Genomic DNA, 25,460 nt, shown 5'->3' on the forward strand with positions numbered 1-25,460 from the left:
TTATCCTGTCTTTTTCTGAGTTGTTACTGTATTCATCTTATGCCTTGGCAGGCCGATTTCCTGTTCCTGCGGGTAAGGGGCACGATGGGTCATCGAAACATCCTCACGCAATCGCTGCGCCGTACGGGTACTTTCCTCTTCTGTTTCCCTGTAGCGCGGATCGGCAATGAAAGGCAGCTTCTCCATTTTGGCTATGGTGATGGTAGGGAAGTGGTAATCCACCTCCACGGTACCCAAGAGCAGGTAACAGCCCCCGCCCTTAAAGGGGTACTGTTTCAGGCTGCCGGTAAAATGGGCGGTATCAAAGAATTCCCCGTTGGCATCGATCCACGTCCCGAAATACATCGCCCCCATCTTGGTGGGTACGTGCTTGCGCGAGACCAGATAGGCCAGCATCTTCACCTGCCTTTTATGGTACTGCACCAAATCCCGTGCCATGACATCCCCACGGTAGCCGGTTTTCAAAAGGTTGAACGGGGTCACCGATACCGGGAAACCCAAAAGCTCAATCTCATCAAAGGCATCCTCAAAAGGGGAGCGTTTCAGTTCAGGGAGCCTGTACTGCTGTACCGGTTCAGGAAGCAATTGCGGCTGACGCTGTGTGGGCTTAAAATGCATCATGATACGTCGGGCGGTAACAAGCAATTCATTTTTGTTCTTTCCTGTACAGCGGAAGGCCCCGATATAGATCAGCAGCTGCAGGCCTTCAATCCCTATCGGCACCCGGTTAATGAAATCCTCTAAGGAACTATAGTCTCCATTTTCAAGACGTTCGGATACAATACAACGGGCAGTCTCCCCCTGAAGCCCCTGCAGGTGCATAAAACCCAGATAAACGTCTTTTGCGTACAGGGTGGTTTCCACCTCGCTTTTGTTGATGCAGGGGGGATGGATAATTGCCCCGGACATCCGAGCCTCATGGACATACACCTCTGTACGGTAGAAACCACCCTGGTTGTTGATGACCGCCACCATGAATTCTATGGGGTAGTGCACCTTCAGGTAAAGGCTTTGATAGCTTTCTACGGCATAGGAGGCTGAATGCGCCTTGCAGAAGGAGTACCCGGCAAAGGACTCGATCTGGCGGTAAATCTCCGCGCTCAGCTCCTCAGGATGCCCTTTGGCGGCACAGGAGGCAAAGAAGTTGTCCTTTACTCTCTGTAGCGCCGCTTTGGAACGCCCCTTGCCACTCATGGCACGGCGCAGGATGTCCCCGTCGGCTGCGGCCAGTCCCCCGTAATGGAGGGCGATCTTGATCACATCCTCCTGATAGACCATGATACCATAGGTTTCACCTAATTGTTGCTCAAAGACCGGATGGAAATACTCGAACTTATCGGGATGGTTGTGACGGAAGATGTATTCTTTCATCATCCCGCTCTGGGCCACACCCGGGCGTATGATAGAAGAGGCTGCCACCAGCGTTTTGTAATTATCACACTTTAATCGGCGGAGCAATCCCCGCATGGCCGGGCTTTCGATATAAAAGCAGCCGATGGTCTTTCCCTGTGCCAGATAGGTATTACATACCTGTTCGTCCTTGGAAAGGGAGGTATCGCGTATGTCCACGGTAATTCCGCGGTTCTTTTTAATGAGCCGTACCGATTCGTCAATGTGCCCGATACCCCTTTGGGAGAGGATATCGAACTTGTCAAAACCGATCTCTTCGGCCACATGCATGTCGAACTGCACGATCGGAAAGCCCTTGGGTGGCAGCTCCAGTGCCGTAAAATCCGTAATGGGATCTTCTGATATCAGTATCCCGCAGGAGTGCATGGATCGCTGGTTGGGGTATTTCTCCAACAGCATCCCGTAACGGTGCACTAATTTTACCACCTCATTGGTATCTTGTTGGTCCATCGAAGTACCCGAGAGGGCATCGAGTTCCTCCTTCGGAAGACCGAATACTTTGCCGACCTCCCGGAATATGGATTTGTATTTGAACTCCACATTGGTACCGCAGAAGGCCACATGGTCTGCCCCGTAACGTCGGAATATATATTCCAGTATCACATCGCGCTCCTTCCAGGACCAGTCGATGTCAAAATCCGGCGGGCTTTTACGGTTGAGGTTCAAAAACCGCTCAAAATACAGATCCAGCTCGAGCGGACAAATATCAGTAATGCCCAGGCAGTAGGCAATGATACTGTTGGCTCCGCTGCCGCGCCCGATATGCAGAAAGCCCATGGAGTTGCTGTAGCGGACAATATCCCAGGTAATCAGGAAATACCCGCTGAAGCCCAGCTCATCAATAACCTTCAGTTCCTTTTCCACGCGCAGGCGGGCAGCCTCATTATTACTCCCATATCTTCGTACCAATCCCTGCTCGGCCAAACTCGTAAGCAGTTTCCGGTCGGTTTCCCGAGTTCCGGTATAGTGCTTTTTGTTGCGGGGCACGCTAAATTCATAGTGAAAATCACATTGCCCGATCAGGGCAAAGGTGTTCTCCAGCAATTTGGGATAGAAGCTAAAGCGCACCATAAGCTCTTCGGGTGGCAGCATCCGTTCCTCCGGCCCGCAATAATCCGAAGGGGTGAGCTTACTACCCAGGGTATTCAGGTCAATGGCCCGCAGGATACGATGCAGGTTGTACTCAGTTCTGTCACGGAATGTAACCGGCTGCATTACGACCATACTGTCTATTCTGTTTTTCCAATGCGGCTGTATCAATTGGGACAGTTCCCCGCTGCGCACCCCGATGTATTCGAACTCACGAAGGGTATCCGGCGCCTTATCCATCGGATAGACAACCACTACATTCTTAAAATCTGGTGCCTGAGCAGGCACAGGAACTTGCTCCAGATTATGATAGGTACGGTGGCGGTTGATCTCCGCTATACCCGAGCGATTCTTTGCCAAGGCGATATACAGTAACTGATTCCCTTCCCGAAATTCCATCCCGACCAGCGGTTTGATACCCGCCTCCCGGCAAAGCCTGTAGAATTCATAGATGCCTGTTACCGTGTTGATATCGGTCAACGCCATAGCCGTTACACCCAGGCTTTTTCCCAGGGTAACTAGCTCAGTTACCGGGATGGTACCGTAGCGTAACGAGTGAAAGGAATGACAGTTCAGGTACATACTACTACTAACAAATAAATTAATTCACCTTAGGTTTCACAAATGCACCGCTACAGCGCATCACGGCGTTGGCCCCGAAGCGGTTTTTGATCTTGTCCATCGCCTGGTACAGGGACATCATCTCCTGGGTATCCTCAAAGAGGTTGATCTGGTAGGAACCCCGTACCAGCCTGCCGAAACGCACCCCCACAAGGCGTAAGCTCATGCGGCGCTGATAGAGCTTCTCAAAAGCCTCCAGTACGGCACGGGTCAGGGTATGATCTGCTGAGGTATAGGCGATGGTCACCTGACGGGTTTCGGTATCGAAATTGGAATAGCGAATCTTCACCGTCACATTGGAAGTCAGCCAGCCCTCACTGCGCAGCTGGTAGGCCAGCTTTTCCACCATACCCGAGAGTACAGCACGCAAAAATACCATATCGGTGGTATCCTGATGAAAGGTATCTTCGGTGGAGAGTGACTTACGCTCGCGGTAGGGTTCTACCGGGGTATGGTCGATACCATTGGCCTTTTTCCAAAGCTCCAACCCGTTAAGGCCGATCATTTCCTGCAGCACCTTTGCCGGCATTTCGGCCAGGGTACCGATACTGCGGATACCGATACGGGAGAGCAGGGTAAAGGTGGCGTTGCCCACCATGGGAATCTTTCGTATGGATAAAGGGTTCAGAAACGGCTGTACCATGGCCTGGGGTATTTCCAGGTTGCCTTTGGGCTTGCCTTCCCCAGTCCCGATTTTGGAGACGGTCTTGTTGACCGAGAGGGCAAAACTGATGGGCAGCCCGGTCTCACGGGTGACCATTGAGGAGAGTTCATGGGTCCATTTGTAGGAGCCATGGAAACGGTCCATACCGGTAATATCCAGGTAAAACTCATCGATGGAAGCCTTTTCCATTACGGGCGCCTTTTCCTCGATGATTTGGGAAACGGTATGGGAATAACGCGAGAAGAGTTCCATATCCCCCTTGACAATACGCGCCTCAGGACAGAGGCGAAGCGCCATTTTAATCGGCATGGCCGAGTGCACGCCGAAGCGGCGGGCCTCATAGGAGCAGGAAGCCACCACCCCACGGTCACCACCCCCTACAATCAGGGGAATCCCCTCCAAATCACTGTTCTGCAGCCTCACACAGGAGACAAAAAAAGTATCGAGATCCATATGTACAATCGATCGCACCATAACTATTCATATTTGTACTGAACAAAATTAGGATAGATATTCCCAAAAAGTTTTATATTTGTTGCGATAAATAATCCCAAAAACGCTATGTCTTTATTTTCCGACAATATCAGGCACCTCAGGATGAAAAAAGAGGTTTCCCAGGCGATCGTGGCAGAAAACCTTGCCATAACACGTGACAGGCTTGCCAAGTACGAGGAAGGCAAGTCCCAGCCGCCCTTTGAGATACTGATCAAAATCTCACATTATTACCATGTCAGTATTGATCTTTTATTGACGGCCGATATTCGAAAAATAGATATTGATGGTTTGATGCAGTTAGAAGATAACCGTATCCTTTTGCCCATCACTGTAGACAGGGAAGGGGAGAACACTATTGAGATCATTCCCCATAAGGCAAGGGCTGGTTACCTGAATGGCTACAGCGACCCCGAGTTCATTGAAGGGCTTCAGCATATTACCCTGCCGTTCCTAAGTAATGGAAAATTTCGTGCTTTTCCAGTGACGGGGGATTCCATGCCTCCTCATAAGGAGGGGTCTTTTATCATTGGCCGTTATTTGGAGAGCCTTGGAGAAGTAAGGGATGGGAAAACCTACATATTACTAACTAAGGATGAAGGTATCGTCTATAAACGGCTGAACAAAAACGGCAAGAACAGCCTTATGCTTATTTCCGATAATACTTTCTACGAACCTTATAAAGTAAAGGCTTCCGATGTACTTGAAATATGGGAATATGCCTGTAGTATTGCTACTAAGGAATATGAACCAGAGGATTTAAACCCGCAGACCATCCGCGAATTACTGCTAGGTATTCGTGAAGAGGTGAAGGCATTAAAACAGATAAATTCAAGATAATTATCTTATTCCTGACCTGTTTCTTTCTGATGGCTGCCATTCATCTGGCTTATGATATTGCTGACCTCTGATTCTGCAGCACGCAGTTTGGCCTGGCAGATGCTTATGAGTTCAGAGGCGCGTTTCACTTTAAGGGCCAGTTCATCCACAGAGATTGATTCATTTTCAATCTCACGTGTTATTTCAGTCAGCTCATTATAAGCCTGTTCATAGGTTATTTGGTTTTGTTCCATTCGTTGTTTTTTTTATATTCTACAATAGAGGTGATTGTTTCCTCCTTCATGATGATTTCGATGGTGTCACCTGCCAGTATTTTAGCCGGATCGCTAATTATTTCATCGCCTTTTTTCAAGACAGCATATCCCTTGCGTAGTATATTTTCGGGAGCCATCACTCGCACGGCAAGCGATTGGCTTTCAAGGTTGCCTTTATGATTTGCTAACTGCCTGTAGGCAGCAGTTTCAAGGATACGGAGCTTATCAGCAAGTGCATTGCGGTGATTGTTTAGGCTTATTCTCGGACCACTACGCAGTTCAATGCTTAAATCAATCAGTTCCTTTTCTTTATTGGTTAATACTTTGTCGGTATTTCTTGCCAGTCTTTGGCTATTTTGACGCAGTGTATCCCTAAGCTGTGTGAGCCTGTTAACAAGGACATTTAAGCTAAGCCCATTGGCTATGCTATTTTGGTTGAGGGATATTTTCTTTGTATTTAAGAAATCATTACTGCTGCGGCTGATTTCTTTTTTCAGGATCGTAAGTTCATTTTCCACATTGGTCAACAATAATTTTGGCCTGGTAAGCAAGAGTACACTATTAGCGGATAGCTTTTCTTTTATATCGGCAAAATATTGTCGTTGCAGGGAAACCAGTGCATGTCTGGACCCTGTCATATCCTGTTTACGTTCCGATAATATTCTTTGAGTATAATTAATTACTTCCGAACGCAGAGATGCAATAGTGTTGCTGCCAGCTGCTATTCGCTGCTGGGCTTTAATGATAATCCTTTTTTGGAACCCCGAGAGTAATTCTTCAAAATTTCTGTTATGTGCTATAATCAGTTCGGCTGCCCTAGTAGGGGTTTTGGTCTGGGTGTGCGCCATTAAGTCCGTTATACTCTGGTTCTTCTGATGTCCGATGCCTGTAATGACCGGTATAGGAAATTTTGCCACAGCCCTTGCCACGCGGTAATTGTCAAAGATAAGGAAGTCGGTTTGTGCGCCTCCTCCTCTTAATATTACGACTACATCATAGGGTGTTCCTGAATTATAGATTTCAATAAGCTGGTCGATAAGCTTTCCTGCATTCTGGTCACCCTGGACTGATGCAAAATAATCATCAACCCTGTAACGGTATCCATAAACGTTATTTTCGAGAGTATGGCGAAAGTCTTCAGCTCCTGCTGAAATAGAGGAAGAAAGTAAAGCTATACGCTGGATCACATGATTCAGGTGAAGCTCTTTATTTGCTGTATGGTATTCATCGCCTACTTTACGGATAAATGTATTTTGCGCAATAAGTCTTTCAAGGGTTGCGGCCCGTTGTTGTTCTAGTTGTCCCAGTGTAAAACTGCTGTCGATTTCCAAAACACTGGCACTCATACCATATACGGGATGATACTCAACGGCAATATTTACCAGTACATGAATATTGCTGGTAAAACGCTGACCGGTCGCCTGCTCGAAAGCAGCTATCTTCTGACTTCCATTGCCCCACGCTTTGCCGGCAATCTTTGCTATTACGACAGATGAAGCAGTATCTTTTTCCACCAGTTCAAAATTGTGGTACCCTTTATCAGGACGGAAAGTATGGTTTGTCACATCGGCAATAACCCAAAAACGCATGTCCCTGAAGGCATCCTCCATGGTCCTGGCAATGTCTCCTGTTAACTGGGACAACCTTATAGGGTTAATCTGATGTGTATTACTCACCTGTATCCTGCTCTTTTATTATTTGGTTGAACTTCCTTTGCAGCATTGCCTTATCGGGCAGCTTCGTGCGGTATTCGGCTACCATGGTAGGCGAAAGGCTCCTGCTTAATGAATATTCCACAACCTCGTTATCTTTGTCTTTGCATAGCAAAATGCCGATGCTTGGATTCTCGTGCTGTTTCTTTACATCCCGGTCCAAAGCCTCGAGATAAAAATTAAGCTGCCCCAGATGCTCCGGCCTGAACTTATCGGCCTTGAGCTCCAAAGCGACCAGGCACTGCAGGCTTCTGTGATAGAAAAGCAAGTCGATATAAAAATCGCTGCTGCCTACCTGAAGTTTGTATTGCTCTGCGAAAAATAAGAAATCTTTACCTAATTCCAGAATAAAGTTCTTCATCTGACGCAGAAGCCCTTGCTGCAGGTCACTCTCATCATAAGGCTCCTGCAAATTTAGGAAATCAAATATATAGCTGTCCCGAAAAGCATTAATAACCTCAGGATGAAATTCTCGCACCACCGGTGCGAGTTTTACATTGCCAAGCATCGTACGTTCAAAAAGTCCCGATGATACTTGGCGTTCCAGTTCCCGTTTGCTATAACGTTCCTCTTTTGAGAGACGGATGTAGAATTCACGTTCTTCCGGGGTTTTACAACGGGAAAAAATTACCAGATTATGCGTCCAGCTAATTTCTCGCACCAGTGGTGCGAGAACTGGAAAATCTTTATAAGTGATAAAAAACTGCCTCATTCGCCAAAGGTTGGAACCGGAAAACCCTTTGAGATCGGGCTGGTTGGATTTCAGCCATGTTGCCAGATCTGCTACTACTGACTCTCCCCATTCTGCACTTTCAATCTTTGTATTTATATATTTGCCGATAGTCCAGTAAAGGTCAATCATTTCCTTATTAACGGCTTTAATCGCATTGTTACGGGCTGCATTTATGAGTCCTGCAACCTCTTCAAACTGTCTTTGTATCATGCTCCTGTATATTTAGTTATTGCTTATGTACTACCAGATGTGATAGTGCAGGATCAGCTAAAAGCCGCTCCATTTCCGACTGAATGATCTCCTGCACATCTTGTTTTACCTGCATATAGTTCTGCTGTACCATCAATGGTTCTATTTTGCGTACCGGTTTGATTTCCTCATAACCTGCTTCTTCCTTTTTAATGGCTTCATGGTCATTCAGTATTTCACAATGAAAGGCCTTGAGTTCAATTTTATTCAGGGGGTCATCGGCCACCATACCCACAAATTCCCCGGAACTCAGGGCGGCAATCTTTGAGGCCGGTATTGCTGACTCAAGCTGTTTGGATCGGCTGATGGAGGTATCGTTGCTGTTGATGGACAGGCTCTCCCGGTCCTGCATGATCTTGCCAAAACGCTCGGAGAGCTGCTTGGCGGTATCCCCGGTGACCTGCCCTGAGATGATGTTGCCCGTAATGTTCATGATCACATCGGCCTGTTCGCGACCGTAATCTTTACGCAACTGGCTGAAATCCTGTATGCCCAGGCAGGTAGCCACCTTATTGCTCCGCGCAGTGGCAATAAGGCTGTCCATATTATTAAGGTAGATGGTAGGGAATTCATCGAATACCAGGCTGCTTTTGAGTTTCCCCTTTTTGTTGACCTGCTTGACAAGACGTGTCACGTATAGGGATAGTACTGCCCCATAAATCTGTATCTTTTGAGGGTTATTACCCATACAAACTATTTTGGGATCCTTGGGATTGTTGATGTCCAGCAGAAAATCATTACCCGAGAGCACATAGTACAGCTGTGGGGAGGACAGTCTGGCCAGGGCTATTTTAGCCGAGGCAATCTGTCCCTCCAGCTGCTCCATAACATCATTTAAGTAGGCGTTGACAAAGGGATTAATCAGCACTTCGATTTCTTTTTCGGTACGTAAAAGGGTAAAAAGATTGTCATAGTCCACCTGCATCAGTTCGATGACATGGGGCAGGGTACAGAACTGCCCGTCTTTGTATTTACGCAGGTACCAGATCACTGCGGTCAGGAAATTTATGGGTGATTCCACAAAAAAATCACCCTGTTTTTTAATCCATTCCCGATTCAGCCCCATTAGGATGGTACGCGCCGATTCCGCCGCATCGGTAATATCGGTCATGGAGGAAGGCTCCAGCGGATTGCACCGGTGGGAACGGCTCAGGTCATCGAAATTGATCACGTAAAACCGGGCAGGTACAGGGTAGTTGTCCTTGTTACTGAGCCAGGCATTATACGCAATTCGCGAGAGGTCATCGAATTTAAAATCATACACGAACATGGTAAACCCCTTGGTGATATGCTGGGTAATGACATGGCGGATGACAAAATAGGATTTGCCCGAGCCGGGCGTACCGAGCACCATCAGGGCACGGAAGGGGTTGATGATGTTGATCCAGCTTTTACGCACCTTGTCTTTCAGGCGGTAGCGGGAGGGAAGGTTAACCGAGTATTCGTTTTCCAATAGCCGTTCTTCCTGCGGGAAGGTCTCGTTCAGGGCGTTGAAGATGTCCCTGCCATCCAGCTTGCGGGTGATGATACGCGAGAGCCGCATGCCTCCTGATAGTACCTGCAGAAATCCAGCAGTACAAACCGTCATATACACCACGGCCCTAGCCATACTGCCAAAACTTAAAACCATCACTGCCATGGCACCGAAATACAGTCCCAAACCGATAACTATACGCCAAAGTGCCTGCTTCACTTTCAGCTTCTCATCCTTCCGGCCTTTCGCTCCCAAAAGGGATATACCTAAAAAGCCTAGGGCAATCAGTTTGGGTTTGTGAAACCATCCGTACAATCCTGTAGCACGGACATTGCCTAATATCCTGTCGGTAAATTCACTATATAGCCCGAAGTGGCTGAAAAAGCCATAGCACTCGTAGTAGAAATGCAAAAAAAGAAGTACCAGGCTGATCAGCCGGGTCATGTCCAGAATCTTGCGCAATGCCTGTTCATTTTCTCCTGTATTCATAGCGGCAGTATTTAATGCAAAGGCCCACGCCTTTTTCTTTTTTTCCTTTTTCGGGTATAATGCTTCGACACGTATTCCGGTGCGCGCTCCATAGCCATTAGCTTATCCAGCAGCTTGGCTATCTCACGTATAATCCCTGACGAAGAGTCCTCTGGGTCACGAAGGGAGAGGTCATAAGCAATTTTATTCAGCCTCTGTTCTTTTAATTCTAATGATGATAACCTTGTTTGACCCGCACTAGCATCCAAGGTAAAACGTTCCTGCATGGCCTTAGCACTGTAGGGTTTCCCCAGGCTGCTGCCGTTGCAGACCACACCCATCTTATGATCCACATAGGTGAGCCCATAAATAAAACCCTCGCTGTTGCGGCGTGTTACAAGGCTAATTCCCTCCCTGGCCAGAGCCTGTTCCACATCCGCGATCCCGGCACCCTTTTTTTTGGCTTCCAATCGGTCAATGCTATTCTTTATGTGGAGTATCTGTCCCTTGCCTGTGATCTTGTTCCGGGCAAACTTGCCTTCCAGTCGCTGCAGTGTAGGCCTGCTGTAAAATAGGCTTGCCTTAATGGGTACGCCGACAGGTTGGCCACTATCGTCCAGTATACGATACTGAAGTCCCTTGTGCCGTTCCATTCGAGAGCCCTCACTGCCACGCTCGGCACTTACGTTATAGATGCCTAATACGGCATTCAGCTCGTGCAGGCTGGTATACTTGTAGCGGTCCAGTACAGCCTCCAGTACGTTCTGGATGGCTGCGCGTGTTTCCGTTTTTCCATAACTAATAGGGCGGAGTATTTTCTCAGGGAGCGTTTTTTTGTTTTTACGATCCTCTGCGCGAACCAGCCCAAAATGCTCTTCCAGTTTTTTGCGTGCCGGCTCGGACTTCCGTATCCCCAAATGGTGCAGGTCGATACGCTTACCATCTACCTGTATATTAGTGGTAACCAGATGCAGGTGCGGATGCCCCGCATCGTGGTGGCGGTACATCAGGTAGGGCTGCTCCCCAAAGCCCAGTTCCTTCATATAGGAATGTGCAATTTCGGCCATCTTTTTATCGCTCAATCCCTTTTCCGAGGTATCAAAATTCAGGGAGATGTGCAGGCTGTTGCGCTTTGTATTGGTATTGAGTTCCATACGCCTTGTAAAATAGTTCAGCCGTGCGGTATATGGTAAATCAGCAGCTTCCCCCGGAAAGTTGTTGCCGCCCAGGTACACTGCCTTTTCCTGGCTCACCTTATTTTCATTATAGTTCAGGATACGGTTAATGGAACTACTTACCTTAATCACCGCAACCATTTCGTGGAAATAAGTATTAGATTTTCTTTCGTTTCATTAATCTTATGTACCAGTATCTGCAGCAATGGTTCAAAGTTTTTATACCAATCAGGAACTTTTTCAGGACTTAAAAGATGAAGTTTTTTGGTAATTTGATTGAGATTTTTTCCAATCGCATTAAGCTCTCGATTGGTTACAACCATTTGCTGTAATAGACTATCCTGAGTCAGATTTCGATACGTAGCCGTTACTGGTAAATTAAAAATTACTGAGCGTAAATATTCGCTGAGATTACGGCATTGTGTACCCTTGCGGCGGGATGCCAAAAGCCTGTGCTCACTCTCTGTTAATCTGAGATGTAACCATTTTATTCTAGTTTTCTTACTTTTCGCTTTCTTTTGCATCACTCCTTCATTTTAATCAAAATTAGGGTAGAAATACAAAGGAGGCAATCATGGGCAAATTATGCTCAAGTTACCTTGATAAAATCATGCATAGAAAACCTTATGAATTGTCAGTAAATAATATTTTTATTTCGATTGCAGTTGTTTCATTTTATCATAGATGTCCCTCATTAATTTGGATAGGGGCTTTTTATGGAAATCTTCAATATTATAATAATTATGGAAATGAAATCTGTAAAATTCGCCTTCGGGAACGCCTAATGCATCTAGATTATCTTTTATGGAGTTAATGTAATATGGACTGTTCCTGTCGAATTTCGTATGGATTTCTTCCACAGTGTCAAAATGTGATTTGTATATTTCTTCTAATTGGAAAACTTTAAGACTGCCTGTTTTTTTGTTTTTGGCATCTTTATCAAGTCCCTTCAGTTTTAGAATAATCGCAGGACTTGTTGTATTAATTTTAATTTTAGGTTCAAATATTTTTTCAGGAGTATTTCCGCTGTTTACCAAATCAAGATTAAAATCGAATGTAGCATCTGCTCCAAATTCATCATAATACGGATGCAAATGCGTATCAAGACCAAAGTCGATTTGTCCTTTGAGGTTGCTATTGCATATATAGCAACTTGGTATTAGGTTATAAAAACTCAGAGTAAGAAATTTATATATTTTTTTATGAAAATAGTGATCATATGTTGGACCTATGATTCGTTTACCTTTAATATTCTGTACCGATGTTATATAATTACGATTGCAATAGGGACAACATTTTATACCAAGTTTATTTGCAATGTGTGAATTTAAAATGCCATAATAATCCTCGTAATCAAAAAAGTAGAGGTATATCAATGTATCAAGAACACAATACTTGGTAAAGTACTGATTGAGATCCTTTAGACCTACTGCCGCTTTTGAGATCAACGGTCGGAGATATCCCGAATTAAATATTGCATTAACCTGGTTGCTAACATCCAATAGGCGAGTAGTTTTAGTTTTAATTGTTTCTGCATCAAAAATCCTATTTTCATTTATGTGATGAACAAGGAAATCGGTTTCTTTAGTTTGTAAGGTCGGTGTTTTAAGCTCTTTAGAATTTAGTACTACTTTTAAGGCTTTAAGCAATGCCTTTACATTCCCTTTCACATCAACCGCTGTAACAGGGTCCTTGGATTGCATCAGAGAGATAATTTTGAAAATATTGGTTTTCTTCTCCTCGAATTGCTCCAATATCTTATCCGTATAATCTTTGTTTATGCGGCTTAATTCTTGATGGGTTATCTTTATCATCTTATCATTTTACATTATAAACATCCCATAACATTTCCTTCAATTTTTCTCTAAAAAAAGGTTCACCAATAATAGCAATCTTTTCAGTGAGCGACTTAAATTCTTCATCACCTATTCTAATTTTATTTTCCCTAAGCTCAACAATTCTTTTTATAAGTGATTTTAATATTTTATCGGCTTTTTCTCCTATAAAGCTAGCGTCATTAAAGAAAAAACTGTTTGCCAGCAACTCATGTATGTTCGCACCGAAGGTCTGCTTGTCGATAGTTTGGGGCACCGACTGTTTAAGCTCCACATCGTATTCCAACAATAGTATATTTTGACGTGGTATGTCGGATAATATGAATGGTGAATGTGTTGAAAATAGAATATTTAAGGCTTTAATACATTTTTCACTCTCCTGAGTGATAAAAGAATAGCGTTTTAGGGTGGTAAGTAAATAGTCAATAAATCTACGCTGCATGTCCGGATGAAAGTATAATTCAATTTCATCAAATATAATATTTACATAACTGTATTTCAGCCTTTGGACTTTTTTACTTGAATAGTGAACAGAGTATAAGTTGTTCAAATGATAGATTACTGTATTGATAATATAGAGCTTTTGCTGTTCACCAGAGCTCAAGCTAGTCAGTAGAGGTAAATCCTTTTCTGCATCCTTTTCATATTCTTTGTAGTTGTCGGATTCATCTAGAATAAAATCAATATCAAAAATTGAAGGAGGCATTGTTTCAAAAATCGAGAGCGAATCTTCAGGACTTTCTATCTCCATCCAATCAAGAAGTTCATCCAGGGTAAATTCAATTGAATTATTATCCTCTCCCCATTTGGCCTTATTTGTGGAATAAAGGTTTTTTTTCAGAAAAAAAGCAGTCCTGTGCACCTTAAAAGTTACATGTGATTCGTCTTCCCTAATTATAGGCAATGCTTTTTCAAAAAAGTCAAGTATGTTCGTAAATTCTTCTTTTGGATTGTACTCCGGATAGTTCTTAAAGATCTTTAAGACTTTTTTTCCCAAATAGTTGATAAGTTCAACCGTATAGGGTTGATCTTTGTCAAGAACAGCTACATCATCGAAGGAACCTTCAAAGTATAAGGGAAGTATTTTCAGAATCACATTCACCAGGTCACTAGGACCTCCAATAATAAAATCTTCCTGTTTTATCGGAGACCCGGGAGTTCCTAAACTTATTTTATTTTTATCACCTGTAGGCTTGTGGGTGAATCGAACCTTATGCAAATATTGCTTTTCTGTTACCAGTAATTTTTTTCCCTTATTATGCAAAGCCTCAGCTAAAAGATTTCCTAGTAGCCTATATTTGGAAAGGTGAATTTCGGTATTTATTTCAAAATCACCTTCCGTACGCATAGGATTAATTACCCCAGGAGTCTTATAACCATCATTTTTGTGAAATAATGTATTGACCCAATATCCAAGAAAGCGGGAATTAAGTGCATGATGTGAATAATTAAGAACAATATTGTAGAAGAAATTATTAAGAAGACCCTGGCTGTCCAAATCATGAATATTTATAGCCTTAATTTTTCCCGCAAGGTCATTTTCGTTTATATCAGATGTGATTTTTTGATTAAATGTATCTGTATTGAATTCCCAGACAACATCATTGATCTCAAAGTAAATACTGCAATGTAAGCCTGCAATTATTGATTTATGTTCTTCTTCAGCATCTCTTTGCTGCTTCTCCATATCGTCTATATCCCTTAATAAATCTAAAGGTTTTCCAGGAAGATTAATCAGGGTGTCTAATTTCTTTTCAAAATCTGCTGAATCTGCTTTATTTTGTGAAATCGCATCCAATATTTTGCGTTTCTCTTCTCTCTGTTTGCGCAGCAAATATTTCTTTTCACCAATGTACTTTTCAAGCTGTTGGAAATGTGTCGGCAGGAGCGTGTTCCCATCAGTATCTGTTAGGTTTATTCCCAAAATATAAGTACAATAAAGTATCAATTCAATTAACGTACTTTTTCCGCAACCGTTTTTGCCTACTATCGCTGAAATATTGATTTGAAGGTTATCTATAGTATAAAGGTCGTTAGGCACAAGATCGTTAGGCTCATATGCAACAATCTCATCGTTAGGTGTAACGGCATTGCCTTCTGAATTAAGAAAAGTATAATGATTATAGAATTGATAAAGCATACCGTTGCGTAAAACTTTAGATATGTTTTTACTACAATCTGTATGCGGCCGAACTGCTAAAATTTTAAATTCATATAGAGGTACAGAAGTTGTATGCATTATTAATTTAAATTGGTTTATAAATAATTGACTCGTCGCTAGCTTATGTTGGGACTTACTAACTACTATTCCAAATAGAGAGCCGTAAATTATAATATTTAAGCCAACTCAGGGTAATTTTACAACTCTTTTTTCTACCTAAATGAAATATTCTGCTGTCCCGAGTTCCGAGGCTAGGGCAGCAAGATCCCGGTTGTGTGATACAACCGTTCATCTTGCCGATTGCAACAGAGGAGGCAATCTTCCTTAGGAACGTCCACTTTTAAATACTGTTTCCATTATAGTCAGAGTAGTATATGAGGATACAGAAGATTTGGAAAAAAGAATTATTCGGTATCCCTCTAAGCTAAGAAAGGCTTTGCGAAAGTAAATCCATAGAGCGTGCGGAGTTGATTTTTTTTCGCCCCTTCCAACCTTAAGGGGCACTGTACTGAGGACGGGTCCGAAGGTTTGTGCACCCGTTGAAAATATCATCTTTTAGCTGCGTATCCTGTTACCTATAATCCTGCTAGCAAGGGCAGATAAATTAAATGTGTAGTGAAGCGGGAGGCTATATAACGATGTGTAAATTTTGACTATGATAATTCAAAGCCCCTTTTCTAAATTTGTTTTTTAGAAGTCTAATTAAAAACCAGGACGTATGCTGACAACAAATGAAGTGGGGCAGGTATTTGATACCATCTTAAGCAGCCCCGGGATGAATGATGCCGTACGAATCGACATGCGCATTTCAAGAAAAAATGTATTACTACTGACCCATGTCATTGAACAGGGGCTTACCGAAAAAGGGGAGGGCAAGGGCGGCCTGTTTGCTTCCGCCCCGGAAGAGTCCCGCCAGGAACTCAGGGATATTTCCCAAGATTTTCTGGACAAGGCAGGACTGACTGAACTCAGTGAAAAACTGAAGAGCCTTGCCAGTACCAAGTAAACAACTAAGGGCTACCTTTTTTACGGTAGCCCTATTGTTTTAAAAAAGCCTGCTTTTTATAATTTCCGGAACGGTTTGAGCAATCTCTTTTTTATTATATGACAGTAATTTAGCCAGTACACAAAGCTAAATTATTACAGCAAATGAAAATCCAATGTTTAATTCGGTCTGCCTTCATAGAAATAGTCTGTTACCTCTATGTCATTCTGTTTGTTTACGCGGCAGTAAGCAAGATCATTGATTTTCAAAATTTTCAGGCTCAGATTGGTCAGTCACCACTATTGAGTATCTATGCGGGAATTATCTCATACGGTGTTTTACTGCTTGAAATTATCCTTGCCGTCCTTTTATGTTTTCAACGGTTCAGGCTGGGAGGCCTCTATGGGGCATTTACATTAATGATATTATTTACTGTATACATTTTTATCATTCTAAATTACAGTTCGGACATTCCCTGTTCCTGTGGTGGAATCCTTGAAAAAATGGGATGGAAGGAACATTTCATATTTAATTGTTGTTTTGTTCTCTTGGCTCTGCTTGCAATACTATTTTATCCTGGATCCCGGTCGGATTCGGTAGCGAAATTATCCAATCCAGGCAAAAAACTAGTCTTCATGTTAAGCATCTCTGTATTGAGTATAGCAGCACTTACAGTCATGTATGGAAATTCAGAGCGCAGGATGCACCAAGATAATCCATTCATACGAAAGTATGTTACAGGATATGCAGAGCGGTCAGGTGAGATGAAACTGCATACTGCTTCCCTCTACTTCGCCGGAACTGATAATACTCAACTATACCTTGGCGACAGCCGTGCGCCACTGCACATATTCGAGGTTGACACCATGCTCAAGAGCAGGAAGCAACATGTTATTCAACTTGAGAATGACAAGTTGCCATTTACCCGCATACAGGTGCAGGTTAAAGGAAAAAACTTTTACGTGTACGATGGAACGGTACCTGTTATTTTTAAGGGAAGTATATCGGACTGGAAGGCTAAAATCGTAATGCAGCCCAACGATATTTATTTCACTAACGCTTTAGCAACAAGTGAAAATGAAATCATTTTCAAACAGTATCAGCCGGGCAATCAAAGGACTGTAATTGGAAGCATAGATCTTAATGACAGGAATGCGGTTCGCTACAGAGATGACATCCTGCAGAAACAGATTGATGGTCTGTTTGATGTTGATGGCACTATGCTCTATAATAAAAGCTCCGAAAGTTTTATATACCTGTATTACTATCGGAACCAGTTTACGGTTACCAATCACAAGCTGCAATTATCCCATCGTGGGAATACTATTGATACTAACAGGATTGCAGGTATAAAGACTTCATATGACCGTATTTCAGGTAAACGACAGCTCTCATCACCCGGACTCGTAATCAATAAGATTGCAGCTACCTATGACAATTTACTACTTGTCAATTCAACTGCCAGGGGAAAGTTTGAAGCCGATCGAATGTGGGAAATTGCGAGCATTATAGATGTCTACGATTTTGTCGAGGGGGAATACCTTTTTAGTTTTTATATCTATAACGGACAGGAGTCCAAACTCCGGGATATGATGCCTTTCAATTCCAATTTATTTGTACTTGTGGGGCATGAGTTGCAACGTTACGAAATAAATAAATCATTTAATAAAACCAGGAAGTAAGATCGAAAACCTGTAAAAAAGAGTAGATCAAATCTTTAATTTAATTTCTTATATTATGAAAGCAATTGCAAAATTGATTTTACCTGTAGCGGCGTTTATGCTGGCAAGTGCAGGTGCTGTGGGTACAAAGGCTGTTGAAGACAGTAAAGAAGGTGCGCTGAACATTACCGGATATGTCCACCAGACTTCCAATCCGTGTTTTGAGGTTTCTGTAAACTGCCAGACCATGAACAATGGTCAAATCTGCAAGGCACTGACGCCTGAACAGAATGTTTACAGACTGACCGGTACCAATCAGTGTGCAGAGCTGCTATGGAAGGTAATTCCATAGTATACCGTGAAAGCGACGGAAGCAATGATGCAGTTCTTTAGAAGAGCTGCATCATTTTTTACTTTACACCTTTCGTTATCCAGTCGTGGGAATACTCCTTTTTTAAAAAGTAATCAAACCACTCTCCAACCCTTATCGTAAGGTCTTCCTGGGCAGCCGAATCGAAAAGAACATGGCCCTCTTTCGGATAGAGGAGCAGTGCCGTTGTTTTATTCAGCCTTCTCAGGGCCAAATACATTTCTATACTTTGCTCGTGCCTGACATTGCCATCCATTTTACCCGCAAATAAAAGTAAGGGAGTCTTAACCTTATCGGCAAATAAGATCGGAGAATTATCCAGATATATATCGGGGTTATCGTAGAGCATACTGCCAAGCCGGTATTGCTGCCTTTCATACCGCCACATATCCGCTGTGTTGGAGTCAGTATGAATTGAAAAGTAAGCGCTGACAACATCGGAAACAGCCGAGCCGCTGACTGCCGCTGCAAAAATATCGGAATGGGAAACAATGAAATTAGTTTCATAACCCCCGAAAGAATGCCCGAAGAGGCCAATCCCGGAAGTATCTATGTTAGCCCAGGACCGTGCTGCATGTACTGCAGCTTCTACGCATTCAACAGCTGATTTGCCGGTGTTTCCCTTTCCATACATTATATCCGGTTTCAGCACTAAGTATCCATTGGCGGTAAGGTGTGCAATATTAAATCCGTAATTATTTCGTAGTGCAGGATTTACATATGAGTTGATGTCCCTAGATACAATATCGTAGATGTACACAATAATGGGATACTTTTTATTCTCATCATAATCTGCAGGATAATACAATGCTGCATTCAATGTTTTTTCACTCTGAGTTTTATATTGGATAAGTACGGATTTTCCCCAACTGTATTTAAAATGATGCGGGTTCGATTGGTATACCATCGAATGCCGGCCTGTACGGTCGCCATAAATCAATTGGGGAGGTAAGTCAAAGCTCTGATTGATAAAAATGTATGAACTGTCATCCTCGGCAGTAATCAAATGACTTGAAGAAAAACCGTCGGTAAGTGTTTTTGTTGTTGTCTTATGAAGTACGGAGTAACCCCAAACGCCCGTGTTTATATCGAAGGTCCGCAGCCATACTGGCTTTGAAAGGTCTATATCTTCCAGTGAGGCACCTGAATAGTTGTAAGGAACCTGCCATTGGTTTTCGGGAACTAACCTGTACTGCATGTTATTCTCCCTTCCTTTGGTAAGCCTCCTGAAAGCCTTGTCATCCGATGACAATGCCCAGATATCATAGTAATCATATACAAGAAGTTCCTTGTCTTTTGTGTATCCTCCCATGCCATAGACTTCCAGTTGATTCGCAGGGTCCATACTGCCGGTGTCAAATACGGTAGCGATTCCTGAGGTCAGATTAAAATGTTTTTTCATGGATACGGAATACGACCACCAGTCAGACCCTCTGTAGTAGTAAATGAAATTTCCATTGGGTGATGTCCTGAGCTGTGATATAGCCGTCGGCTGCTTTCGCAGCAGAAGTTCTGTTTTTCCGGTAGACAGTTCGGTAAGGTAAAGATCCATGTCCTTTACGCCTTTATACTGAGGATCGTAGTTTACGCTGCTTCCCGTGAGAGCATAATCCTGATTGCCCGCAAACATTACAAACGAGTCGTCCTTACCGGTAATCTGCCTCACTTTTCCTGACAGGGGCCACCATACTGCAAGTTCATAAAATTCATCCGACCGGTATGCTTTCGCCTCGGGATATAATCTTTTATCATTACCGTTCCATAGCTGCACGTACTCATCTTCAACCCATGGCATATCATTATGCCCCTTCAGTCCAAAGAACACCTTCTTTCCATCATCAGAGATTTTCAGGGCTCTTAACCGGTCTTTACCGATGGCCATGCCTTTTGGAAAACCTTTTGCATGAGAAGGCGTAAGCCGGAATAACTGACCGTTTTTCAATTGGTAGCTGCATAGGATATTCTCCTGCGCTGTCGAGGTATCGGCATCCCCGTAAAATAGTAAACAATTGTCATCACTGCTCCAGGTCAACGTATGGATTTTGTAGGTCCCAGCCTCCATCACAGTAATACTTTTCTTCCTTCCCGTAAACGGAAGGATATAAATCCGAGATTCTTTTGCATTTTTAACAACATATGCAAGAGCATCTTTAGCAGTATTCCACGCATAAGAGCTTACATTGCGGATTGTATCGCGTACACTTCCCCCGGCAGTCCGTATCAGGAGCGCCCTCTCTTTTTTATCCATCTTCTCATAAGTGACCAAATACCGTTGGTTGCAAGTAAAGGAACCGCATTCTGCATCTGGCATCATCGTTAATTTTCCCGTATTTGTATCAAGCAATTCCATACCACCGGCAGCTACCGTAAACAAGAACTGGCTATCGCCATTAAAGCAGCCCTGCGTCGCATTCAGAAAGGCATATTTTGCTGCTGAGGAAGTGCTTTTCACAAACAGGGTATCGTTTCCACGGTCATTGGTCATATAATAGCTTGCCCATTTTCCGGTGGCTGAAACAGCCTCCGGCTGTAAGGTACCCCAAAGGTGGTAATCTGCGTCGGTAAGCTTTTTTTTGAGAAGAGCCTGCCCCCACAGGGGACAGGACACTAACCCAAAAATGAGTACAGCCAAAGTGCTGTACACAACTTTTAAAGGTGATACAGACCGGTTCATCAGTAACCTGTATTTTGCGGAAGCAGGTTCGGGTTTGCCAGTATTTCGGTTTCGGGTACCGGCCATAGCCTGTCATGGGTATCCCATCCGGGCTTTACCTCCGATAAGGCAGCATCCAGCCCGCCAGTACGCTTCAGGTCGAAGAAGCGGTGCCCGTACTCGGTAAAAAGTTCATGCCTTCGTTCTTCCAGAATGGCCGTAACGATGTCTTCAGCTGTTGTTGCTCCGGTAGCGCCCAGTCCTGCCCGTGCCCTGACTTTATTGAGGTCCGTAACAGCCCCGATCAGTTCCCCCTGTCTTGCCCTGGCCTCTGCGCGGATAAGGTATTGTTCGGCCAGGCGTAACAGTATGGAGTATTCTACAGATGTCCCCGTATTTGTATTCTGTTTATATTTATACGGGTAGTACCATGTATAAGTCCCGTCGGTAACGGAACCTATCCAATGCGATTTCCTCAGATCACCCGCTTCAAAAGAATCGATGAGTTCCTGGGTTAAAGACATGGTGGGTGGCGGACCTTCCAGGAAAATAAAAGCACGAGCCTCATAGGTATTATCACCTTCCTGCAGCGGCTTTGCCTGCCAAATTGTAGACGTGCTTTGCCTGAGAAATACAAAGTCAAGGTCTGTTTCCCAAGCATATTGGGAATCATTAATTACAGCCGATGCTGCATCGGCTGCTTCAGCCCATTGCCCTAAATACAGCCGAACCCTTGCCATTATCGCATAGGCAGCACCCTTGTTCGGCCTTACCCGCTCTCCTGTAAGGTCTTCAATTGGCAGTAAAGCTATTGCAGTATCCAGATCAGCTATAATCCGTGTATAAACTTCTGTAGCACTCATGCGCGAGACAAGACGGTTTTGCTCATAATTTGTCGTTGAAACATAAGGGATATCCCCATAGGCGTTGAGCAGGCAAAAGTGAACAAGCGCACGAAGGAAATGGGCTTCTCCGCTAAAGCGGTTTCGGTCCTCGGTTTCAAGAGCCTGTGATTGTTCAACACCTTCAATTACGGCATTGGAGCAGTAAATGAGATAGTAGCTTTCATTCCACAGTTGCGACGCAACCGAACTGGATGGCAGCAACGCATTGTTGTAGAGTTCCAAGTTAGGTGTGCCCGCTCCCCCGAAATACTTCAGCTCATCGGCATAGAGCCCCATGGCAGTGGTACTTCCGAGGCTGGACCCGGTAAGGAACCCCGTATCGCGCAATCTGGTATAGATGTGTGCGAGTGCCGCATTTGCCGTGTTAGGATCATTAAATACGGTAGTTCCTGTCAGTTGTGAATCCGGAAGTTCGACTTCCACAAAATCCTCACAACCGTAACAGCAAATTAAAAATAGTAGAATATATATTCGATTTTTCATCATTAACAGGTTTTTAAATTTAGAAGGTTAGACGAACCCCTGAGGATATTGTGCGTAGGGGAGGGAGCTGGCCCGCAAATTTAAACTCAGGATCACTTCCTTTATACTTTGTGAATGTCAGGAGGTTCTGGCCCTGAACAAAAATCAGGCACTTAAGGGGCTTTACATCGTTTAGTGGCAGGTCATAGGAAAGGGATACATTCTTTAATTTTAAATAGGATGCATCAACTACCGCGGCATCGCTAGAGGTATACCGATCATAGGCTTCCATGGCGGCACCGTTATACCCAAGGGTCAGTATCTGTTGTGAGGACACATCACCAAGCTGTTGCCATCCCGTCTGGTTGCCGCGGAGCTGGTTTACCCAAGTACCCGGCGCACCTGCATTGAACTCAAAACGTTCCTGTTTTACAAATTGCAGAAAGACATCCAACTGAAGCCCCTTCCAGGTGAACTGGTTCAAGAGCCCTCCGAAATATTTCGGAGCAAAATCAACGATCCTGCTCCTGTCACCCAGTGAGCTCAGTGTCCCGTCGCCGTTTACATCCTCGAAGGTGTAAATCCCGCTCTGGGGATCAACACCCGTATAGTGGTATAGCTTCCTTATGTTCACCGACTCACCGATAACATAGGTATTGGCATACGGAGATGCTACCAGCCCCGGAAAGGACAGCAGCTTATTGCGGTTTGCCGAGATATTAAAAGTAGTGGTCCACGATAAGCCGTCATATTTAAGATTTTCAGTCCTCAGGGTAAATTCAACACCGCGGTTCTCCACGGTGGCACCAAGATTGGCATTCAGGGTAGTAAACCCGGTTGTCCCCGGAAGGGGTATCCCGACGAGCTGGTCTGAGGAGCGATTCGTATAAAATGAGGCTGTCATAAAAATACGGTCCTTAAAAAAACCGGTTTCCAGCCCCAGCTCAAGTTTCCTGTTTGTTTCCCATCCAAATGCCGGATTGTACAGCCTTGAAGGCTCCAGCCCGTTTGTACCTTGATAGGCCACACCGGTGGAGGTATAGGTGTCGAGGAACTGGTAGTCACCAATTTGGTCGTTTCCAGTAATACCGTAGCTTCCCCTTAATTTTCCAAAACTAAGGATAGTATTATCCTTCAGCCAGCTTTCGTTCGAGAATAGCCATGCTGCGCCGAGAGCACCAAAGTTGGCAAACTGCCTGCCCGGCCCGAAACGGCTGGATCCGTCCCGTCTGCCGGTAATGTTTACAATGTAGCGTGAATCGAAATTGTAATTTAACCTTGCAAATACCGCCTGATATTTGTAGATGGTCTCGTCGCTTCGCAATACGGAGATACTGGCAGCCGATGCAAGGTCATTAATGAGGCTGTTGCTGGAAAAGCCGTTTCCGCTTTCAAAAAGCCTGTTGGTCCGCTGGCTTTGAAACGATGTTCCTACCAGGGCCGTCAGGGTTCCTTTTCCAATCCTCATGTTGTAGTCTACCTGCGGCTCAATAATCCACGAGCGCAGCGCAGTCTGGCTTATATTCAAACCCGAGACACTGCTGTCGAGGCCGTATGCAGGGTTGAATACCGTGGAAGGCGTTGTTCGCCGCTCCTCATTGAGGATCTCGTTATACCCGAAACTGCTTTTTAACTGTAGCCCGCTGAACAGCTTGTAGGACAGTACAGTATTTGCCGTCAGGCTGTTGGTGCGTGCCAAAAATTTTGAATTTAAGGCGGCAAGCGGATTTTCAAAGGTGCCGTTTTCCCAATTCAGGTTACCTTGGCCATCATACAGTGCCGGGGCATTGGGGGCAAGGGTAAGTGCCACGCCGCTCAGGTCAGTGGCAGCCTGGTTGTTTTTCTGAAAAACATAATTTCCCGAGAATGATATACTAAACTTTTCATCCTGTGACCTATGTTTTGCGGTAAAATGTACAGCACCTTTGTCGTATTGAAAATCACCCGGCATTACGGTGGTCTCCGTCCTGTAATTCCCGCTTAGAAGAAATTGCGTACCGGCAGAACCGCCTGACATCGATGCCCTAAGGTCCGTAATCCTTGCCGTGCCGCCGACAAGTTCCTTTTGCCAGTCGGTATAGCGGTTCCGATCCCATGTACCGTTGATATCCGTCGCCCATTCGGGAATTTCTGTCAGTCCGTCACTTGCGACTGCCTGCTCCCGCATGGCAATGTATTGCTGTGTGTTGAGCAGTTCTGCAAAGCGGCCCACTTTAGCGAAAGCCGTCGAAGCTTCCGTACTGAAGGTTGTTTTACCCGCTTTTCCCTTTTTGGTGGTGATAAGGACCACACCGTTGGCTCCACGTGAACCGTAAATGGCTGTGGCATCCGCGTCCTTAAGCACCTCAATACTTGCAATATCCGCCGGATTAATGCTATTGAGCGGATTTGTCATGGTAATGAATACCCCGGATGTATTGGGGGCACCGATGCTTTCGGATGAAAAAGGCACCCCGTCGATAAGGTACAGCGGCTCATTGCCGTCAGCCCTAAGACTGTTTGTGCCCCTGATCCTTAACTGGAAGCCTCCTCCGGGCATACCGTTATCCTGGGTAATATCCACCCCTGCCATACGCCCCTGCATGGTGCCGAGTACGTTGGCCACCGGCTGATCGCGTATCTCCTCAGCGGTTATACGGGCAATACTGCCCGTACTTTCTTTTTCCTTTACCGAGTAGTACCCGGCATTGATGACCACCTCCTGCAGCTCGGCAGAATCCTCTGCCAGCTCCACATTAAGTGTTGTACCGTTCACAACGTATTCGATCTCTTTATAACCTATAAATGAAAATACCAGCGTATCCCCAATGGCTGCATTTATACTGTACTGTCCCTTTTCGTCCGTTATGGTGGAAATAGATTTCCCTTTTACAAAAACCGTAACACCGGGCAACGTTCCGGCAGCGTCGGATACCGTACCCGAGACGGCTGACTGCCAGTAGGAGATAGTTATATCGTGACTAAGATAATTGGCATGCATGTGGCTGCACCAGAGCAGCAGCCCTAAAATAAAGGCAAAACAGCCCTTATCCAATGAAATTATTTTCATAATTTTGAATTGTTAAATGAAACAAAAGTTTTGTTATCACGGCCTTCTGCAAGCACCGCCAAGTAACTGCAGAGGGCTTTTTATTTGTGTTTGGTCCAATAGTTTACTGGTCTGTCATGGGCAAAAAATGGTTTGTAGGTTAGTATTCAGGCTAGTTATTCTCTTTCCATTAGTTCCGGAGCCTTCTCCAGGTATTGT

17 protein-coding genes and 1 pseudogene are annotated in these 25,460 nt (G+C 44.5%); 5 read left to right on the plus strand and 13 right to left on the minus strand.

Translation table 11 applies throughout. The features are described from left to right. The gene (locus ACFSR3_RS11205) at positions 1 to 3,081 is read right to left on the minus strand and encodes a DNA polymerase III subunit alpha (RefSeq protein ID WP_379821053.1); all 3,081 of its coding nucleotides are present in this window, start codon (positions 3,079 to 3,081) and stop codon (positions 1 to 3) included. A 19-nt stretch (positions 3,082 to 3,100) separates the two neighbouring features. Next, a complete protein-coding gene (gene dinB / locus ACFSR3_RS11210) occupies positions 3,101 to 4,258 on the minus strand; it encodes a DNA polymerase IV (protein ID WP_379821054.1) in 1,158 nt (385 codons plus the stop codon). 87 nt (positions 4,259 to 4,345) lie between these two features. Here dinB and ACFSR3_RS11215 point away from each other — a divergent pair, with 87 nt between their 5' ends. Continuing rightward, positions 4,346 to 5,116: an XRE family transcriptional regulator gene (locus ACFSR3_RS11215; protein ID WP_379821055.1), complete on the plus strand. Its 771-nt coding sequence runs from the start codon at positions 4,346 to 4,348 to the stop codon at positions 5,114 to 5,116. A 5-nt stretch (positions 5,117 to 5,121) separates the two neighbouring features. Here the strand turns inward: ACFSR3_RS11215 and xseB are convergent, their stop codons facing one another. The 8 genes from xseB to ACFSR3_RS11255 all read right to left on the minus strand — a co-directional run bounded on the left by xseB (position 5,122) and on the right by ACFSR3_RS11255 (position 15,255). Further along, the gene (gene xseB, locus ACFSR3_RS11220; RefSeq protein ID WP_379821056.1) at positions 5,122 to 5,349 is read right to left on the minus strand and encodes an exodeoxyribonuclease VII small subunit; all 228 of its coding nucleotides are present in this window, start codon (positions 5,347 to 5,349) and stop codon (positions 5,122 to 5,124) included. Then, positions 5,331 to 7,046, minus strand: coding sequence for an exodeoxyribonuclease VII large subunit (xseA, locus tag ACFSR3_RS11225; RefSeq protein ID WP_379821057.1), 1,716 nt, complete (start codon positions 7,044 to 7,046; stop codon positions 5,331 to 5,333). The genes xseB and xseA overlap by 19 nt, the downstream gene beginning before the upstream one ends. Then, the gene (locus ACFSR3_RS11230; protein ID WP_379821058.1) at positions 7,039 to 8,025 is read right to left on the minus strand and encodes a PDDEXK nuclease domain-containing protein; all 987 of its coding nucleotides are present in this window, start codon (positions 8,023 to 8,025) and stop codon (positions 7,039 to 7,041) included. Before ACFSR3_RS11230 ends, xseA begins: the two co-directional genes overlap by 8 nt. Before the next feature lie 16 nt (positions 8,026 to 8,041). Next, positions 8,042 to 10,027, minus strand: coding sequence for a conjugal transfer protein MobC (gene mobC, locus ACFSR3_RS11235; RefSeq protein ID WP_379821060.1), 1,986 nt, complete (start codon positions 10,025 to 10,027; stop codon positions 8,042 to 8,044). Positions 10,028 to 10,038: 11 nt separating this feature from the next. Continuing rightward, positions 10,039 to 11,322 (minus strand): relaxase/mobilization nuclease domain-containing protein, encoded by a 1,284-nt coding sequence (locus tag ACFSR3_RS11240; protein ID WP_379821061.1) that lies wholly within the window; start codon positions 11,320 to 11,322, stop codon positions 10,039 to 10,041. Then, complete coding sequence (locus ACFSR3_RS11245; protein ID WP_379821062.1) at positions 11,310 to 11,705, minus strand: plasmid mobilization protein; 396 nt, start codon at positions 11,703 to 11,705, stop codon at positions 11,310 to 11,312. Before ACFSR3_RS11245 ends, ACFSR3_RS11240 begins: the two co-directional genes overlap by 13 nt. A gap of 126 nt (positions 11,706 to 11,831) precedes the next feature. Next, positions 11,832 to 12,995 (minus strand): hypothetical protein, encoded by a 1,164-nt coding sequence (locus tag ACFSR3_RS11250; RefSeq protein WP_379821063.1) that lies wholly within the window; start codon positions 12,993 to 12,995, stop codon positions 11,832 to 11,834. 4 nt (positions 12,996 to 12,999) lie between these two features. After that, a complete protein-coding gene (locus ACFSR3_RS11255) occupies positions 13,000 to 15,255 on the minus strand; it encodes a hypothetical protein (protein WP_379821064.1) in 2,256 nt (751 codons plus the stop codon). A gap of 640 nt (positions 15,256 to 15,895) precedes the next feature. Between ACFSR3_RS11255 and ACFSR3_RS11260 the strand changes: the two genes are divergently transcribed. The 4 genes and pseudogenes from ACFSR3_RS11260 (at position 15,896) to ACFSR3_RS11275 (ending at position 18,175) form a co-directional block, all read left to right on the plus strand. Next, a complete protein-coding gene (locus ACFSR3_RS11260; RefSeq protein ID WP_379821065.1) occupies positions 15,896 to 16,183 on the plus strand; it encodes a hypothetical protein in 288 nt (95 codons plus the stop codon). A 143-nt stretch (positions 16,184 to 16,326) separates the two neighbouring features. Next, a pseudogene (locus ACFSR3_RS11265) lies at positions 16,327 to 16,719 on the plus strand (MauE/DoxX family redox-associated membrane protein); the annotation flags it as partial. Between the two features lie 78 nt (positions 16,720 to 16,797). Then, positions 16,798 to 17,844 carry a hypothetical protein gene (locus ACFSR3_RS11270; RefSeq protein WP_379821605.1) on the plus strand — a complete coding sequence of 349 codons (1,047 nt, stop codon included), beginning with the start codon at positions 16,798 to 16,800 and terminating at the stop codon, positions 17,842 to 17,844. A gap of 55 nt (positions 17,845 to 17,899) precedes the next feature. Continuing rightward, complete coding sequence (locus tag ACFSR3_RS11275) at positions 17,900 to 18,175, plus strand: DUF6520 family protein (protein WP_379821067.1); 276 nt, start codon at positions 17,900 to 17,902, stop codon at positions 18,173 to 18,175. Positions 18,176 to 18,233: 58 nt separating this feature from the next. Here ACFSR3_RS11275 and ACFSR3_RS11280 read toward each other — a convergent pair whose 3' ends face one another. From ACFSR3_RS11280 to ACFSR3_RS11290, 3 genes are read right to left on the minus strand one after another with little or no spacing between them, the layout of a single operon-like run. Further along, positions 18,234 to 20,867 carry an alpha/beta hydrolase family protein gene (locus ACFSR3_RS11280; protein ID WP_379821068.1) on the minus strand — a complete coding sequence of 878 codons (2,634 nt, stop codon included), beginning with the start codon at positions 20,865 to 20,867 and terminating at the stop codon, positions 18,234 to 18,236. Continuing rightward, positions 20,867 to 22,237 carry a RagB/SusD family nutrient uptake outer membrane protein gene (locus tag ACFSR3_RS11285; protein WP_379821069.1) on the minus strand — a complete coding sequence of 457 codons (1,371 nt, stop codon included), beginning with the start codon at positions 22,235 to 22,237 and terminating at the stop codon, positions 20,867 to 20,869. The genes ACFSR3_RS11280 and ACFSR3_RS11285 overlap by 1 nt, the downstream gene beginning before the upstream one ends. Positions 22,238 to 22,253: 16 nt before the next feature. Further along, positions 22,254 to 25,262, minus strand: coding sequence for a SusC/RagA family TonB-linked outer membrane protein (locus tag ACFSR3_RS11290; RefSeq protein WP_379821070.1), 3,009 nt, complete (start codon positions 25,260 to 25,262; stop codon positions 22,254 to 22,256). Positions 25,263 to 25,460 lie beyond the last annotated feature (198 nt).

This window comes from Flavobacterium suzhouense, from assembly GCF_042684765.1.
Classification (GTDB): domain Bacteria; phylum Bacteroidota; class Bacteroidia; order Flavobacteriales; family Flavobacteriaceae; genus Flavobacterium; species Flavobacterium suzhouense.

Excerpts from the sequence above, each read along its gene's own strand:
- mobC (WP_379821060.1), bottom strand. The coding sequence starts at position 10,027 with ATGAATACAGGAGAAAATGAACAGGCATTGCGCAAGATTCTGGACATG.
- ACFSR3_RS11260 (WP_379821065.1), top strand. The coding sequence starts at position 15,896 with ATGCTGACAACAAATGAAGTGGGGCAGGTATTTGATACCATCTTAAGC.
- xseB (WP_379821056.1), bottom strand. The coding sequence starts at position 5,349 with ATGGAACAAAACCAAATAACCTATGAACAGGCTTATAATGAGCTGACT.
- ACFSR3_RS11290 (WP_379821070.1), bottom strand. The coding sequence starts at position 25,262 with ATGAAAATAATTTCATTGGATAAGGGCTGTTTTGCCTTTATTTTAGGG.
- ACFSR3_RS11255 (WP_379821064.1), bottom strand. The coding sequence starts at position 15,255 with ATGCATACAACTTCTGTACCTCTATATGAATTTAAAATTTTAGCAGTT.
- ACFSR3_RS11250 (WP_379821063.1), bottom strand. The coding sequence starts at position 12,995 with ATGATAAAGATAACCCATCAAGAATTAAGCCGCATAAACAAAGATTAT.
- dinB (WP_379821054.1), bottom strand. The coding sequence starts at position 4,258 with ATGGTGCGATCGATTGTACATATGGATCTCGATACTTTTTTTGTCTCC.
- ACFSR3_RS11230 (WP_379821058.1), bottom strand. The coding sequence starts at position 8,025 with ATGATACAAAGACAGTTTGAAGAGGTTGCAGGACTCATAAATGCAGCC.
- ACFSR3_RS11285 (WP_379821069.1), bottom strand. The coding sequence starts at position 22,237 with ATGATGAAAAATCGAATATATATTCTACTATTTTTAATTTGCTGTTAC.
- ACFSR3_RS11270 (WP_379821605.1), top strand. The coding sequence starts at position 16,798 with ATGTTAAGCATCTCTGTATTGAGTATAGCAGCACTTACAGTCATGTAT.
- ACFSR3_RS11240 (WP_379821061.1), bottom strand. The coding sequence starts at position 11,322 with ATGGTTGCGGTGATTAAGGTAAGTAGTTCCATTAACCGTATCCTGAAC.
- ACFSR3_RS11280 (WP_379821068.1), bottom strand. The coding sequence starts at position 20,867 with ATGAACCGGTCTGTATCACCTTTAAAAGTTGTGTACAGCACTTTGGCT.
- ACFSR3_RS11245 (WP_379821062.1), bottom strand. The coding sequence starts at position 11,705 with ATGCAAAAGAAAGCGAAAAGTAAGAAAACTAGAATAAAATGGTTACAT.
- ACFSR3_RS11205 (WP_379821053.1), bottom strand. The coding sequence starts at position 3,081 with ATGTACCTGAACTGTCATTCCTTTCACTCGTTACGCTACGGTACCATC.
- ACFSR3_RS11215 (WP_379821055.1), top strand. The coding sequence starts at position 4,346 with ATGTCTTTATTTTCCGACAATATCAGGCACCTCAGGATGAAAAAAGAG.
- ACFSR3_RS11275 (WP_379821067.1), top strand. The coding sequence starts at position 17,900 with ATGAAAGCAATTGCAAAATTGATTTTACCTGTAGCGGCGTTTATGCTG.